Here is a 14,392-nt window from a genome sequence, read left to right on the forward strand (position 1 = left end):
TAATGCTTCCTCAATTAAACCAAGACGCCGGACTGGCGCAGAGCCTGACGCAGCGGTTCGTGATTGGCTTCGCTGAGCCAGGTGAGCGGCAGACGGATACCGTCTGGCATCAAGCCCATCTCATGCAAGGCCCACTTCACGGGGATTGGGTTGGATTCGATAAACAAGGTTTTATTGAGCGGCATCAGTTTTTCGTGAATCTCGCGGGCCTTGACAGCATCACCCTGCATCGCCGCAGCGCACAGGTCGCTCATGGCACGCGGTGCAACGTTGGCCGTTACCGAGATGTTGCCCTTGCCGCCGAGCAGGATCAGTTCAACGGCCGTGGCGTCGTCGCCGGAGTACACCAGGAAGTCACTGCTCACACCGGCCAGGATGGCAGGTACGCGGGTCAGGTCACCGGTGGCTTCCTTGATGCCGATGATGTTTTTCACCGTCGACAGGCGCACAACGGTCTCTGGCAGCATGTCGCATGCGGTGCGGCCCGGAACGTTGTAGAGGATCTGTGGAATGTCGACCGCTTCGGCGATCGCCTTGAAATGCTGGTACAAGCCTTCCTGGGTCGGCTTGTTGTAATACGGCGTGACCAAGAGGCAGGCATCTGCGCCCGCGGCCTTCGCATTGGTGGTCAGCTCGATCGCTTCGCGCGTCGAGTTGGCGCCTGTACCGGCAATGACCGGAATACGCCCTGCCACCTGTTTGACAACGTGACGAATCACTTCGATGTGTTCGTTCACATCCAGTGTTGCTGATTCACCTGTGGTGCCAACGGCAACAATGGCGTTGGTGCCCTCTTGCAGGTGAAAGTCCACCAGTTTGCTCAGAGCGTCCCAATCCAGACGACCTTGTGCATCCATAGGTGTGACCAGTGCCACCATACTGCCCGCAATCATGCAACCGCTCCTGCCGGAAAAAGAGAGCCGTAATGGTACTGGCGCCATGACCCTTGCACAAGCAACAGCACGCCTCTTGAGCATTCCCCTTCGCGTTGCTTTTCGCTACCCTTCATCCTTTGATTGGTACTGATGTGTGCGAACGTCTGTTTTACAGGCCTTTATGCCAGCATTTCTCGCCCTGCCCCTACGCTGCAGAACGCGGTTTGCATCGATTGCAAACTGCCGCAAACGGCGTGCTGGCGGGCTTAGGGTGCTTACTGGGCACTGATTCGCGACTCGCACGTAATCGACCGTACTGACCGCTCATCGTTTTAGGAAGGCTGCATGTCCACCCCCACAGTCCGCGAACAATTCCTTGTCATCAGTGCACTTGGCGCCAATCCCATGGAGCTGACCAACGTCCTGTGCCGGGCCAGCCATGAAAATCGCTGCGCGGTCGTGACCTCTCGTCTGACTCGCCACGGCGAATGCAGCGCACTGGTACTGGAAATCACCGGTAGCTGGGATGCCCTGGCCCGCCTTGAAGCCGGCCTGCCTTCCCTCGCCAAACGCCATGCTTTCAATGTCAACGTAGTGCGCAGCGCGGCTCTTGAAACACGCCCGCAAGCGCTGCCTTACGTGGCCTATGTAAGTTCGGCCTACCGCTCGGACATCATCAACGAGCTGTGCCAGTTCTTCATGGACCACAACGTTGAGCTGGAAAACCTGACCTGCGACACCTATCAGGCACCCCAGACCGGCGGCACCATGCTCAATGCCACGTTCACCGTGACCCTGCCGCCTGGCATCCAGATCAGTTGGCTGCGCGATCAATTCCTGGATTTCGCCGACGCATTGAACCTCGATGCGCTGATCGAACCATGGCGCCCACAGAACCCAATGTAAGGAAGGAGCCCCTCATGGCCGTTGCAATTGACCAACCTGTAAGCGACTTCCAGATCCCGGCGACCGGAGAGCAAACCGTTAGCCTGTCGGCCCTTAAAGGCAAGCAGGTGGTGATTTACTTCTACCCCAAGGACAGCACGCCGGGCTGCACCACCGAAGGCCAGGGCTTTCGCGACCTTTACGCCGAATTCCAGGCGGCCAACACTGAAGTGTTTGGCGTATCGCGCGACAGCCTCAAGTCCCACGAGAACTTCAAGGCCAAGCAGGCGTTTCCGTTTGAGCTGCTGAGCGACAAGGACGAAGCCCTCTGCCAGCTGTTTGATGTGATCAAGCTGAAAAAGCTTTACGGCAAGGAATACCTGGGCGTAGACCGCAGCACCTTCCTGATCGACAAGGACGGCATCCTGCGTCACGAATGGCGCGGCGTAAAAGTGCCCGGCCATGTTGAGGCAGTGCTGGAACAGGCTAAAAAGCTGAACGCCTGAAACACCCGGGCCTACTACCCTCTCCCAAAGGGAGAGGGAGCTTTACCGAGTTGTTATCAGGTTCAGGCCGCAGAATGCACTTCGCCCCTACCCGTCCGGGTGGGATGTGTATTTACTGACGCACCAACCGCACGTTAGGGAACTCAACCGTTTCGGTACTGCGATACGGGTTGATGTCCAGCCCGCCACGGCGCACATAGCGCGCATACACGGTTAATTTCTCGGGTTTGAGCAAGCGCTGCAAATCGAGAAAAATCCGCTCGACACACTGCTCATGAAAATCCGAGTGCTGGCGAAAGCTCACCAGATACGCCAACAAACTGGCGTGATCCAGCGCAGCGCCCCGATATTGCACGACTACAGTGCCCCAATCCGGCTGGCTGGTGACCGGGCAGTTGGACTTGAGCAAGTGGCTGTGCAGGCTTTCTTCAACGATTTTCGACTCATCGCACTGCAGCAGTTCTGGGCGCGGATGCTCGTAATCACTGACCGTAATGTCCAAATCATCAATGCAGACGCCAGGCGAAACTCCCACGCCGTCTGCCTGAACCTCGCTCAAACTGCGCACACGTACGCTGACAGGTTTACCGGATGCGGCTGACAAATCCGCCTGCAGAGTGGCTTCCACGCTTTGCTTGTCAGCAAATACGGTCTGATTGAGTGAGTTCAGGTACAGCTTGAAAGACTTGGATTCCACGATATTCGGCGAATCGGCGGCAAAGCAAAACTCGCCAATGGCCACTACCGGCTTGCCCGATGGCAACAACCATGACAGTTCGAAGCAGTTCCAGAAATCCACCCCAACATAAGGCAGCGTTTCGGCGCTCAGCCCAAGCTCAGCCCATTTCGCCGCACGCGGGATAGGGAACAGCAAGGACGGGGTGTAGGTGCTGATGTATTCACTGGACTTGCCCAGCGGCGAATGTTCGGCTGCGGGATGCATGACAAAAACCTGGCTAGAAAAACCCGGCAATTCTACAGGCTTTCAGCCCCCGCAGACGATCAGGCCGATTTAAGGTGCAATTTTCAGTTGGCCCACCATACCGGCCTGATAATGGCCCGGCACATTGCAGGCAAACTCCAGATTGTCGGCCTTGGCAAAGGTCCAGGTCAGTTCGGCGGTTTTACCCGGCTCAACCAACACGCTGTTGGGGTCATCATGCTTCATGCCCGGCATGTCCATCGAACCGTGGTCCATGTTCTTGTGGTTGATACCTACAGCCGTTAACAGACCGTTCTGTTGCATGTCGAGCATTTCCTTCTGATGCTCAGCGTGCATGGCCGCGTGGCCCAGATTGAATTCGTGCAGGAGTTGGCCTTTATTCACCAGCACAAACCGAACCGTCTCACCGGCTTTTACATCGAGCGTCTTGGCGTTGAAGGCAATGTCTGTCATGTCGACTTCCACCGTGCGCGTGGCACTGGCGGCGGGCGCCGAATGTCCAAAATCAAAATGCTCAGCCGGTGATGCCATGACCGGCAAACTCAGCGCCAATAAACAGCCCGCGAGAGACAAACGTTTATGTATCGTCATACTTACCTCCAGAAACTTACAGTCAGTCTTGGAGCAACCTTAAAGCTGCGCGACTGGCAGCCAACTGACCGCAAGATTACAACTTTGTAAGCTTGATCCTTCTAACAAAGCCGCGCGGTATAAGGCTAAGGTGATTTTTTGTGATGGGTTGCCCATGAAACTACTGATTGTCGAAGACCAGGCCAAAACCGGCCAATACCTGCGCCAGGGCTTGAGTGAGGCCGGCTTTGTCACCGAACTGGCTACCGACGGCATCACTGGCCAGCATTTAGCCCTGACAGGCGACTACTCACTGCTGATTCTCGATGTGATGCTGCCTGGCCGCGATGGCTGGCAGATTCTGAAGGCGGTACGCAGCGCCGGCATGGACATCCCGGTGTTGTTCTTAACCGCACGCGACGCCGTGGAAGACCGCGTACACGGCCTGGAACTGGGTGCCGACGACTACCTGATCAAGCCGTTCGCTTTTTCTGAATTGCTGGCCCGGATACGCAGCCTGTTGCGGCGCGGCAGCAGCACCACGCAAGAAACCAGCCTGCAAGTGGCCGATCTGCGGCTGGATCTGATCCGCCGTCGCGTCGAACGCGCCGGCCAGCGCATCGATCTGACAGCCAAGGAATTTGCCCTCCTGGAGATGCTCATGCGTCGTCAGGGCGAGGTGCTACCCAAATCCCTGATCGCCTCGCAAGTGTGGGACATGAACTTCGACAGCGACACCAACGTGATCGAAGTGGCGATTCGCCGCCTGCGCCTGAAAATCGACGATCCCCATGAACACAAACTGATCCATACCGTGCGTGGCATGGGTTACGTGCTTGAAGAGCGTGCCCCCTGATGCGTCGCCTGTCCCTGAGTACGCGGCTGGCCCTGCTGTTTGCCGGATGCACCGCCGTGGTCTCTTTGTTTGCCGGGGTGTTGTTTAACCGCGCCAGCGAGGCGCACTTCGTCGAACTGGACCAGCAACTGATGGAAAGCCGGCTCGCGGTCTTGCGCAACACATTGCACGGCGCCAACACCTTTGACGCCTTCAAGCAACGTGTACCGATGCTGCTACAAGACCTCAGCCATCAACCGGATCTGGCTGTACGCGTGCGCGGGCCGGACGGCCAGACATGGTTTGACAGCTCAACGCGCCTGCCACAAGACCTGCTCACCCATCCGGGGCTGAGTAGCCTGCAAATCAATGGGACTGATTACCGGGTGCTTAACGCAAGATCTGACGGGCCTGAGGTGCCACAACTGACCTTGCTGCTCGACATCACCCATCACCAGCACTTTCTGCAACGCATGCAGCACTTGATCTGGCTCACCGTCGGCCTCTCGGCCCTGGCCACTGCCATTCTGGGAGCATGGGCTGCGCGCAGTGGTTTGCGGCCGCTGCGCAGGATGAGCGCGATTGCTGGCAGCGTGTCGGCAGATTCGCTCAATGCGCGCTTGCCACACACGCAAATGCCGCCCGAACTGGCTGAGCTGGCGGTTGCATTCAATGCAATGCTTGAGCGGCTGGACGACTCGTTTCAACGGCTGTCAGCGTTTTCAGCTGACATTGCCCACGAACTGCGCACGCCATTGTCCAATATGCTGACCCACACCCAGGTCACCCTGACTCGGCCACGGGACATCGAAGCGTACAAAGAGGCGCTACACAGCAACCTCGAAGAGCTGCAATGGATGGCCCAACTGGTCAACGACATGTTGTACCTGGCCAAGGCCGACCATGGCCTGCTCACACCGCACCGCGAGCCCTTGAACATGGCCGATGAGGTGGACTCATTGCTGGAGTTCTATACCCTGCTTGCCGAAGATTCGCAGATAGAACTGAGCCGTGAAGGCAATGCCCGAATCGCCGGTGACCGCAGCATGTTGCGGCGCGCCCTCTCCAACCTGCTGGATAACGCACTGCGCTACACACCGCCGGGCGGCACGATCAAGGTGGTAATGGGCGAAGCGGCAGCTTCAGGGCGCATCATGATTGAAAACACGGGTAGCGGGATTGCTCCCGAGCTGTTGCCGCGCTTGTTTGACCGTTTTTATCGGGCTGACCCGGCGCGCAGTGAAGGCAGTAACGAGCATGCCGGCTTGGGTTTGGCCATCACCCAATCGATCATTCGTGCTCACGGTGGGCGTATCAGATGTGAGTCGCAGGAAGGATTGACGCGATTTGTGATTGAACTGCCTCAAAAGCTGCCCTCACCCCAACCCTCTCCCAGAGGGAGAGGGAGCTGACCGAGTGGTTTTCGAGTTCAACGAAACACTTACAGGCCACCGAAAAGCCATGGCAACCCCCGGTCAGTCCTCTATCCCTTCCAGTGGGAAAATAAGCTGACCGAGTGGTTTGCGAGTTCAACGAAACACTTTCAGGCCACCGAAAAACCATGGCAACCCCCCGATCAGTCCCCTCTCCCTCACGGAGGGAAATGAGCTGACCGAGTGGTGTGCGAGTTCAACGAAACACTTGCAGGCCACCGAAAAACCATGGCAACCCCCGATCAGTCCCCTCTCCCTCCGGGAGAGGGTTAGGGTGAGGGCGTTGTGATCTTGGCTATCAGGAGTAACGCAACGCGTGCGCAGGCTCGACCTTGGCCGCGCGGTACGCCGGGTACAGCGTTGCCAGAAAACTCAATACAAAGCCCGCACCGCAGATCAACGCCACATCACCACCTTGCAGTTCTGATGGCAGGTTGCTGACGAAGTAGACGTCCGAGCTGAAAATATGCTGCCCGGAAATCCGCTCGATCCAGCCCACTAACTCACTGACATTCAACGCAGCAATCACGCCCAGCACGCCGCCAATCAAAGTACCGACGATGCCGATCACCGTGCCCTGGACCATGAAGATCGCCATGATCTGACGCGGCGTCGCGCCAATGGTGCGCAGGATCGCGATGTCCGCGCCTTTGTCGTTCACCACCATGATCAAGGTGGCGATGATGTTGAACGCCGCTACCGCAACGATCATCAACAACAACAGGCCAATCATGGTTTTTTCCATTTTCATGGCGCTGAACAGGCTGCCCTGGGTGTGGGTCCAGTCATCGGCCTTGTAGTCCGCTCCCAGCCCAGCAGCGATTTGCTGCGACACCTTCGGCGCAGCGTAGAGGTCTTTGACCGCGAGACGCACGCTTTGAACCTGATTCGGCTCCCAATGCTGGATGGTTGCCGCATCGGCAACGTTGACCAGCCCCATCGAACCATCCAGCTCAGCGCCAACCTTGAAGATGCCGACCACGTTCAAACGCTGCAGGCGCGGGGTGATCCCGCCAGGCGCTGTACTGGCCTCCGGCACGATCAAGGTGATCTTGTCGCCTACGCTTAAGCGAAAACGGCGCGCAGTGATATCCCCCAGCACCACCCCGAACTCGCCGGGCTTAAGGTCCTCGAGCTTACCCTGGACGATGTGCTTGGCAACAATGGACACCTGCCCTTCAAGGGCCGGATCAACACCGCTGATCTGGATCGGCTGCATCAATCCTTTGAACGACAGCATGCCGTCCATCTCGGTAAACGGCACGGCGGCCGTGACTTCGGGGTTTTTCATCGCCGCTTCGGCCACCGGGCGCCAGTCATCGATCGGCTTGACGCCCACGATGGTGGCATGCGGCACCATGCCAAGGATGCGGTTACTCATTTCACGCTGGAAACCGTTCATCACCGACAACACCACGATCATGGCCAATACGCCCAGGGCGAGGCCGATCATCGACGTCATGGAGATGAACGAAACAAAACGATTGCGGCGCTTGGCGCGGGTATAGCGCGTGCCGATAAAAATCGATAACGGTCTGAACATTCGCGGGCACCGTATAAAAATAAAAGGCCCGACGCCATCACTCGGCGCCGGGCTTGGCCGATCAAATCGCGGTCAGGCGACCTTGTTGAAGGTGCAGCACGCGATCCATCTGCCGGGCCAGGTTCATGTCGTGAGTCACCACCAGGAAGGCAGTACGCATCGAGGTGCTGAGTTCCAGCATCAAGTCCTGAATGCCTTGAGCGGTGTGCGAGTCAAGGTTACCGGTAGGTTCGTCGAGCATGACCAGCCCCGGCTTGTTCACCAGTGCCCGGGCAATCGCCACACGCTGGCGTTCGCCACCCGACAACTCGGCAGGCTTGTGCTCCAGCCGATGCCCCAAACCGACCCGGTTGAGCAACGCTGTCGCCCGCTCCCGCGCTTCGGGGATCGGGGTTTTGCCGATCAGCAGCGGCATGCACACGTTTTCGAGTGCAGTGAACTCAGGCAACAAATGGTGAAACTGATACACAAAACCCAGCGAGCGGTTGCGTAGCAGGCCACGGGCCTTTTCGCCCAGCGCCGAGAGTTCCTCGCCGGCCAGCCATACACTACCGGTGGTCGGGGTATCCAGGCCGCCGAGCAGGTTCAGCAAGGTACTTTTGCCCGAGCCCGAGGTGCCGACAATCGCCACGCGCTCACCCGGATGCAACTCCAGTTGCAGGCCCGACAACACCACGACCGACTCCGGGCCTTCCTCGTAGGACTTGCCCAGGTCGCGGCAGCTCAACACTGATTGTTCTTTCATGCCCAACTCACTCATAACGAAGCGCCTGCGCAGGCTGGGTGCGCGCAGCACGCCAGGCCGGGTACAAGGTCGCGAGGAAACTCAGAACCAACGCCGCGCCGCATACCATCACCACGTCCTGCGCCTGCAACTGCGAAGGCAGGTAGTCGATGAAGTACACGTCAGCATTGAGAAACTTGTGGCCGATCAACCCTTCAAGGGCCGAGATCGCGGCGCTTACATTGAGCGCAGCCAGAATACCCACCACCGCACCGATGGCCGTTCCGACCACGCCAATCACCGTGCCCTGCACCATGAAAATGGCCATGATCGTACCCGGTGTAGCGCCCAAGGTACGCAAAATGGCAATGTCGCCCTTCTTGTCATTGACCACCATCACCAGCGTGGAAATGATGTTGAACGCGGCCACGGCAACAATAAGCAACAGCAACAGACCAATCATGGCTTTTTCCATGCGGATGGCCTGGTACAGGTTGCCATGGGTGCGGGTCCAGTCACGGGCGTAATATTGGCTGTCACCCAGGTGCTGAGCGATCTCCCAGGAAACACGCGGGGCCTCGAACAGATCACCGAACTTGAGGCGCAGGCCCTGGACCTGATCGGGTTTCCAGCGCTGCAAACGCGCCAGGTCCTGCAAGTTGGTCAGACCGAGGTAGCCGTCGATCTCGCCCGCGCCGACATGGAAAATCCCTTGCACGGTGAAACGCTTCATGCGCGGGAACATACCAGCAGGCGTCACGGACACTTCCGGCGTTACGAAGGTCAGTTTGTCGCCCACCCCGACACCCAGTGATTTGGCCGCTTTGTCACCGATGATGATGCCAAAGCTGCCGGGGGTCAGAGAGTCAAGCTGGCCCTCAAGCATGAAGTGATCGATGATCGAGACCTTGCGCTCCTGCGCGGGGTCTATGGCATTGAGCAGCACCTTCTGCACATTGCCATTGTTGGTCAGCAAGCCCTGCATCTGGGTGAACGGTGCAACCGCCTCCACTTTCGGGTTTTGTTGAACCTTGGCGGCCAGGCTTTGCCAGTCACTGATCGGTTGATCGCCGACGATGGTCGCGTGGGGCACCATGCCCAGCACGCGGGTGCGCATCTCATGATCGAAGCCGTTCATTACCGACAGCACCACAATCATGACGACGACGCCCAAGGCGAGTCCGATCATTGAAGTCAGAGAAATGAACGACACAAAATGATTGCGACGCTTTGCACGGGTATAACGCGTGCCAATAAATACGAAGAGAGGTCTGAACATGTCGGGGCTTGTTCTGGGGAAAAGAAGGCGTCCTTGTGGCGGGGCCTGATAAGCAGCTTTACACTCTGACCACAGCCGCCATCATGGGTTCGCCATGTCGACATTAGATGAAGCAAATCGCCGCGAATACTACCGTATCGAGGATGTGATCGCACTGGAAATCACCCCGCTGTCGGCCGCTGAGGTCGATAGTGGAAAAGTGTTGCAGGATGCATCTCCGCTATTCAATTTACTCAGCGAATTGCACCTCAGCGAATTCGAGTCCCAACACCTGTTACGCCAGATCAGCGAGCGCGACCGCACGCTGTCCAACTACCTGAAAAGCCTCAACAAACGTGTCGACCTTCTAAGCCAGATCGTCGCGCAGACTGTGCTGGGCAAAGTGGGCGAGTTGCAGCCGGTCATTCTCTCCGAGGGCGGTATCGACTTCCATTACCCCCATGCCTACCCGACTGGCAGTCATCTGGCGGTCAAGCTGGTACTGATGCCGCAAGCCCTCGGGCTACTGCTGCGTGCCCGTGTCCTTGAATGCCGGGCTGACGAGGGGCGTTATCTGCTGGCAACCGAGTTTGAAGCCCTGACCGAAACCCAACGACAATTGCTGGCACGGCACATTTTGCAAAAACAAGCTCAGGCACGACGCCTGGCGCGCGAATTAGACGATCCAATGACCGAGTAGGCCGTCAGCGCCCTCTCTGTAGACGCAGTGAATGCTGCATAAAGGAGCAATTGTGACCCTGATTTATGGCCATCGCGGCGCCAAAGGCGAAGCACCGGAAAACACCCTTGCCAGCTTTGAGCAATGCCTCAAGCACGGCGTTCGTCGTTGCGAACTCGACTTGCACCTGTCCAAGGATGGCGAGTTGATGGTGATCCACGACCCCACCCTCAAGCGCACCACGGATCGACGCGGCAAGGTGATCGAACAAACCGCCGCCGATCTGATGACCTATGACGCGCGCAAGGGCGGTCCGGGCTGGGTGCATCCGTGCCCGATCCCACGTCTGGAGGAGTTGTTTGAAAAGTGCAACTTCGACCACTGGCAACTGGAAGTCAAAAGCGCGTCACGCACCCGCGCCGCCACTACCGTACTGGCAATCCGCGAAATGGCTGAGCGTCATGGCCTGATGGACAAAGTCACCGTCACCTCCAGCTCCCGCGAAGTCCTCAAGGCGGCCATGGAACTGACCCCGGACCTGTCACGCGGGCTGGTAGCCGAATACGCCTGGCTCGACCCCTTGAAGGTCGCCCAGAATTACGGCTGCGAGTATTTGGCGTTGAACTGGACACTCTGCACGCCTGAACGCCTGGCCAAAGCCCAGCGCCAAGGCCTGCATGTGTCAGTGTGGACAGTCAACGAGCCCGCACTGATGCGCAGACTCGCTGATTTCGGCGTCGACAGCCTGATTACAGACTTTCCCGGTTTGGCCACTGCCACCCTCGGGAATGGCTGAAATCGGTCTCCCCGGCCGGCTCAGGCCACCGGCCGGAGCCGCTCAAAAAAGCCGGTTCAGACCATCGTAAGCCGCTACCCGATAGGCTTCGGCCATGGTCGGGTAGTTGAACGTGGTGTTCACGAAGTACTTGAGGGTGTTCAGTTCGCCCGGCTGGTTCATGATCGCCTGACCGATGTGCACAATTTCCGAAGCCTGATAACCGAAGCAGTGAACACCCAGCACTTCCAGGGTTTCACGATGGAACAGGATTTTCAGCATGCCCTGAGGCTCGCCGGCAATCTGTGCTCGCGCCATGCTTTTGAAGAACGCCTTGCCCACTTCGTACGGCACCTTGGCCTGGGTCAGTTCCTGCTCGTTCTTACCGATCGAGCTGATCTCCGGGATGGTGTAGATACCGGTGGGCACGTCATTCACAAAGCGCCAGCTGCCGTTGTCGACAATGCTGCCTGCTGCGGAGCGGCCCTGGTCGTGAGCAGCACTGGCCAGGCTTGGCCAGCCGATCACATCGCCTGCGGCGTAGATGTTCGGCACTTCGGTGCGGTAGTTTTCGTCCACATGCACCTGGCCACGACCGTTGGCCTTGAGGCCGACGTTTTCCAGACCCAACTGATCAGTGTTGCCGGTACGGCCGTTGCACCAGAGCAAGGCGTCTGCCTTGATCTTCTTGCCGGACTTGAGGTGCAGGATCACGCCGTTCTCAACGCCTTCAACACGCTCGTACTCTTCATTGTGGCGAACGGTGACGTTGTTGTTGCTGAAGTGATAGCTCAGGGCCTGTGAGATTTCGGCGTCGAGGAAGTTCAGCAGTTGACCACGGTTGTCTACCAACTCAACCAACACACCCAGGCCACTGAAGATCGACGCGTATTCGCAACCGATCACACCGGCGCCATAAATGATCAGCTTGCGCGGGGTATGACCGAGGCTGAGGATGGTGTCGCTGTCGTAGATACGCGAATGGGTGAAGTCGATATCGGCCGGACGATAAGGACGCGAGCCGGTGGCGATGATGATCTGCTTGGCGTTCAGGGTTTCGACCACGCCGTTAGGGCACACCACCTGGATGGATTGTTCATCGTTGAAGCTGCCGGTACCGAAGAACAGATCGACACGGTTGCGGGCGTAGTAACCGGTGCGCGAAGCCACTTGCTTGGCAATGACCTTCTCGGCGCTTTTGAGCACGTCCGGAAACGAGAACCAGCGCGGCTCACCAATCGCCCGGAACATAGGGTTGGTGTTGAACTGCATGATCTGGCGAACCGAGTGACGCAGGGCTTTGGACGGGATTGTGCCCAAGTGCGTGCAGTTGCCACCGACCTGACGCCGGCTATCGACCATTGCCACCTTGCGGCCTGCTTTAGCGGCGTTCATTGCCGCGCCTTCTCCTGCAGGGCCAGAGCCCAGTACCACTACATCGTAGTTGTAGACAGCCATGCGTACTCCTCAGAACAGGCCGTGGCACCGCTTTGGGCACCTACGGCTAAATCATGTCGCGGCCAGCGCCATGAAGGATCAAAACGTGGGGCACAGTCTATAGAAGCCTGACCGCGGCGAACATTAACCCTTGGTCTTGTCGTAGGCTAATTTTGTCTGCACTACATCACCGTTTGCGTTTCACCCTCATGTCAGTGCCGACCAAAAGCCTCATTGCGCAAAATACGGAAACAATGAAGCACGTAATGTTGCGTTCATCTTCGGCAGAAAAAATCATCAAAAGCCCGAAATCCGCACGGGCACCTGACCTGCCACGGGAGGGGCACCGCAAAAAATCTTCAATCTTTACAGGCCCCTGACCCTTGAATCCGACGCATAACAGCAACAAAAGTTGCCTGGGCGAGCCGATACACATATCGTTACAAAACTGTTTTGTACAACGGCGTACGCCTTGATCTTGCAGTGTGGACAAGCAACAAACATGGATTACGCATAAAACAGATAACAGCGGGTGATTTCTGATGGCCTCCAGCACAGGCAAAGGCAAAGCGATTTTTCGCGTTGTCAGCGGCAACTTTCTCGAAATGTTCGACTTCATGGTCTTTGGCTTCTACGCCACGGCCATTGCCAAAACATTCTTCCCCAGCGACAGCGCTTTCGCGTCCTTAATGCTTGCCCTGGCGACGTTCGGCGCCGGCTTCCTGATGCGCCCACTGGGCGCGATTTTCCTCGGTGCTTACATCGACCGTCACGGTCGCCGTAAAGGCCTGATCATCACCTTGGCCCTGATGGCCATGGGTACCGTACTGATTGCCTGCGTACCGGGTTATGCCACCCTGGGCGTGGCGGCACCGCTACTGGTGCTGGTCGGACGCCTGCTGCAAGGCTTCTCGGCCGGTGTGGAACTGGGCGGGGTATCGGTGTACCTGTCAGAAATCGCCACGCCGGGCCGCAAAGGGTTCTTTGTGAGCTGGCAATCGGCGAGTCAGCAAGCCGCCGTGGTCTTCGCAGGCTTGATGGGTGTTGGCCTGAACCATTGGCTTAGCCCACAAGACATGGGCGAGTGGGGCTGGCGCATTCCGTTTTTGATCGGCTGCATGATCGTGCCTGTGATCTTTGTCATCCGTAAATCCATGGAAGAAACACCCGAGTTCGAGGCCCGCAAACATCGCCCTACCCTGCGCGAAATCATCACCTCCATTGGCCAGAACTTTGGTCTGGTGCTGGGCGGCATGGCGTTAGTGGTCATGACCACCGTGTCGTTCTACCTGATCACGGCCTACACTCCAACCTTCGGCAAGACAGAGCTTCAACTGTCAGACCTTGAAGCGTTGTTAGTAACGGTATGTATCGGTCTGTCGAACTTCATCTGGCTGCCGATCATGGGCGCCCTGTCCGACAAGATCGGTCGCCGTCCCCTGCTGCTGGGCGCGACCATTCTCGCGATCCTGACCGCCTATCCATCCCTGTCATGGCTGGTGGCCAACCCCAGCTTCAGCCACCTGCTGATCGTGGAACTGTGGCTGTCGTTCCTGTACGCCTCGTACAACGGCGCCATGGTGGTTGCCCTTACCGAGATCATGCCCGCCGAAGTGCGTACCACCGGGTTCTCCCTGGCTTACAGCCTGGCCACCGCCACCTTCGGCGGCTTCACCCCGGCAGCGTGCACATACCTGATCCACGCGCTGGACAACAAAGCCGCGCCAGGCCTGTGGCTCACCGGTGCAGCAGTACTGGGCCTGATTGCGACCGTGACACTGTTCCGCGGAAACAAACACGAACATCGCGTGGCGCAAACCGCTTAACGGATCAGCACATCCCTGTAGGAGCGAGCTTGAACTGGTCAAGTAATCCTGGACACCGATTAAGGTTTCACGCCACCAGCTTCTCCCTAGCGACTGGTGACCT

14 protein-coding genes are annotated in these 14,392 nt (G+C 58.0%); 7 read left to right on the top strand and 7 right to left on the bottom strand.

The window, feature by feature from the left end:
* Positions 1-14: 14 nt before the first annotated feature.
* Positions 15-893: a 4-hydroxy-tetrahydrodipicolinate synthase gene (gene dapA / locus NTD86_RS13055; RefSeq protein WP_262202818.1), complete on the bottom strand. Its 879-nt coding sequence runs from the start codon at positions 891-893 to the stop codon at positions 15-17.
* 327 nt (positions 894-1,220) lie between these two features.
* On the opposite strand from dapA, the gene NTD86_RS13060 reads away from it, so the two are divergent.
* Together NTD86_RS13060 and NTD86_RS13065 are read left to right on the top strand one after the other, a co-directional pair.
* On the top strand, positions 1,221-1,781 hold the full coding sequence (locus NTD86_RS13060; RefSeq protein WP_262202820.1) for a glycine cleavage system protein R: 561 nt from the start codon (positions 1,221-1,223) through the stop codon (positions 1,779-1,781).
* Positions 1,782-1,795: 14 nt separating this feature from the next.
* Entirely contained in the window at positions 1,796-2,266 is a 471-nt protein-coding gene (locus NTD86_RS13065; RefSeq protein WP_262202822.1) for a peroxiredoxin, read from the top strand.
* A 112-nt stretch (positions 2,267-2,378) separates the two neighbouring features.
* Here NTD86_RS13065 and queF read toward each other — a convergent pair whose 3' ends face one another.
* On the bottom strand, positions 2,379-3,209 hold the full coding sequence (gene queF, locus NTD86_RS13070) for an NADPH-dependent 7-cyano-7-deazaguanine reductase QueF (protein ID WP_262202824.1): 831 nt from the start codon (positions 3,207-3,209) through the stop codon (positions 2,379-2,381).
* A gap of 69 nt (positions 3,210-3,278) precedes the next feature.
* Entirely contained in the window at positions 3,279-3,800 is a 522-nt protein-coding gene (locus NTD86_RS13075) for a cupredoxin family protein (protein ID WP_262202826.1), read from the bottom strand.
* 154 nt (positions 3,801-3,954) lie between these two features.
* Here NTD86_RS13075 and NTD86_RS13080 point away from each other — a divergent pair, with 154 nt between their 5' ends.
* Positions 3,955-4,635, top strand: coding sequence for a heavy metal response regulator transcription factor (locus NTD86_RS13080; protein ID WP_262202827.1), 681 nt, complete (start codon positions 3,955-3,957; stop codon positions 4,633-4,635).
* Positions 4,635-6,026 (top strand): heavy metal sensor histidine kinase, encoded by a 1,392-nt coding sequence (locus tag NTD86_RS13085; RefSeq protein ID WP_315974747.1) that lies wholly within the window; start codon positions 4,635-4,637, stop codon positions 6,024-6,026. Before NTD86_RS13080 ends, NTD86_RS13085 begins: the two co-directional genes overlap by 1 nt.
* A 319-nt stretch (positions 6,027-6,345) precedes the next feature.
* On the opposite strand, the gene NTD86_RS13090 is transcribed toward NTD86_RS13085, so the two are convergent.
* From NTD86_RS13090 to NTD86_RS13100, 3 genes are all read right to left on the bottom strand, one after another.
* Positions 6,346-7,590 (bottom strand): lipoprotein-releasing ABC transporter permease subunit, encoded by a 1,245-nt coding sequence (locus tag NTD86_RS13090; RefSeq protein ID WP_262202828.1) that lies wholly within the window; start codon positions 7,588-7,590, stop codon positions 6,346-6,348.
* A 61-nt stretch (positions 7,591-7,651) separates the two neighbouring features.
* Positions 7,652-8,335, bottom strand: coding sequence for a lipoprotein-releasing ABC transporter ATP-binding protein LolD (gene lolD, locus NTD86_RS13095; RefSeq protein WP_262202829.1), 684 nt, complete (start codon positions 8,333-8,335; stop codon positions 7,652-7,654).
* A 7-nt stretch (positions 8,336-8,342) separates the two neighbouring features.
* Positions 8,343-9,593, bottom strand: coding sequence for a lipoprotein-releasing ABC transporter permease subunit (locus NTD86_RS13100; protein ID WP_262202831.1), 1,251 nt, complete (start codon positions 9,591-9,593; stop codon positions 8,343-8,345).
* Between the two features lie 94 nt (positions 9,594-9,687).
* On the opposite strand from NTD86_RS13100, the gene NTD86_RS13105 reads away from it, so the two are divergent.
* Positions 9,688-10,272 (top strand): PilZ domain-containing protein, encoded by a 585-nt coding sequence (locus NTD86_RS13105; RefSeq protein WP_262202833.1) that lies wholly within the window; start codon positions 9,688-9,690, stop codon positions 10,270-10,272.
* Between the two features lie 52 nt (positions 10,273-10,324).
* Positions 10,325-11,047 carry a glycerophosphodiester phosphodiesterase gene (locus tag NTD86_RS13110; protein ID WP_262202835.1) on the top strand — a complete coding sequence of 241 codons (723 nt, stop codon included), beginning with the start codon at positions 10,325-10,327 and terminating at the stop codon, positions 11,045-11,047.
* 42 nt (positions 11,048-11,089) lie between these two features.
* Here NTD86_RS13110 and sthA read toward each other — a convergent pair whose 3' ends face one another.
* Positions 11,090-12,484 (bottom strand): Si-specific NAD(P)(+) transhydrogenase, encoded by a 1,395-nt coding sequence (gene sthA / locus NTD86_RS13115; protein WP_262202837.1) that lies wholly within the window; start codon positions 12,482-12,484, stop codon positions 11,090-11,092.
* A gap of 521 nt (positions 12,485-13,005) precedes the next feature.
* Between sthA and NTD86_RS13120 the strand changes: the two genes are divergently transcribed.
* Entirely contained in the window at positions 13,006-14,289 is a 1,284-nt protein-coding gene (locus tag NTD86_RS13120; RefSeq protein ID WP_262202839.1) for an MFS transporter, read from the top strand.
* Positions 14,290-14,392 lie beyond the last annotated feature (103 nt).

The sequence above is a fragment of the Pseudomonas sp. 7P_10.2_Bac1 genome (assembly GCF_025465935.1).
Lineage (GTDB): Bacteria > Pseudomonadota > Gammaproteobacteria > Pseudomonadales > Pseudomonadaceae > Aquipseudomonas.

Coding starts and splice junctions, on each gene's coding strand:
- NTD86_RS13080 (WP_262202827.1), top strand. CDS start 3,955: ATGAAACTACTGATTGTCGAAGACCAGGCCAAAACCGGCCAATACCTG.
- queF (WP_262202824.1), bottom strand. CDS start 3,209: ATGCATCCCGCAGCCGAACATTCGCCGCTGGGCAAGTCCAGTGAATAC.
- NTD86_RS13060 (WP_262202820.1), top strand. CDS start 1,221: ATGTCCACCCCCACAGTCCGCGAACAATTCCTTGTCATCAGTGCACTT.
- NTD86_RS13090 (WP_262202828.1), bottom strand. CDS start 7,590: ATGTTCAGACCGTTATCGATTTTTATCGGCACGCGCTATACCCGCGCC.
- lolD (WP_262202829.1), bottom strand. CDS start 8,335: ATGAAAGAACAATCAGTGTTGAGCTGCCGCGACCTGGGCAAGTCCTAC.
- NTD86_RS13120 (WP_262202839.1), top strand. CDS start 13,006: ATGGCCTCCAGCACAGGCAAAGGCAAAGCGATTTTTCGCGTTGTCAGC.
- NTD86_RS13085 (WP_315974747.1), top strand. CDS start 4,635: ATGCGTCGCCTGTCCCTGAGTACGCGGCTGGCCCTGCTGTTTGCCGGA.
- NTD86_RS13100 (WP_262202831.1), bottom strand. CDS start 9,593: ATGTTCAGACCTCTCTTCGTATTTATTGGCACGCGTTATACCCGTGCA.
- NTD86_RS13105 (WP_262202833.1), top strand. CDS start 9,688: ATGTCGACATTAGATGAAGCAAATCGCCGCGAATACTACCGTATCGAG.
- dapA (WP_262202818.1), bottom strand. CDS start 893: ATGATTGCGGGCAGTATGGTGGCACTGGTCACACCTATGGATGCACAA.
- sthA (WP_262202837.1), bottom strand. CDS start 12,484: ATGGCTGTCTACAACTACGATGTAGTGGTACTGGGCTCTGGCCCTGCA.
- NTD86_RS13065 (WP_262202822.1), top strand. CDS start 1,796: ATGGCCGTTGCAATTGACCAACCTGTAAGCGACTTCCAGATCCCGGCG.
- NTD86_RS13075 (WP_262202826.1), bottom strand. CDS start 3,800: ATGACGATACATAAACGTTTGTCTCTCGCGGGCTGTTTATTGGCGCTG.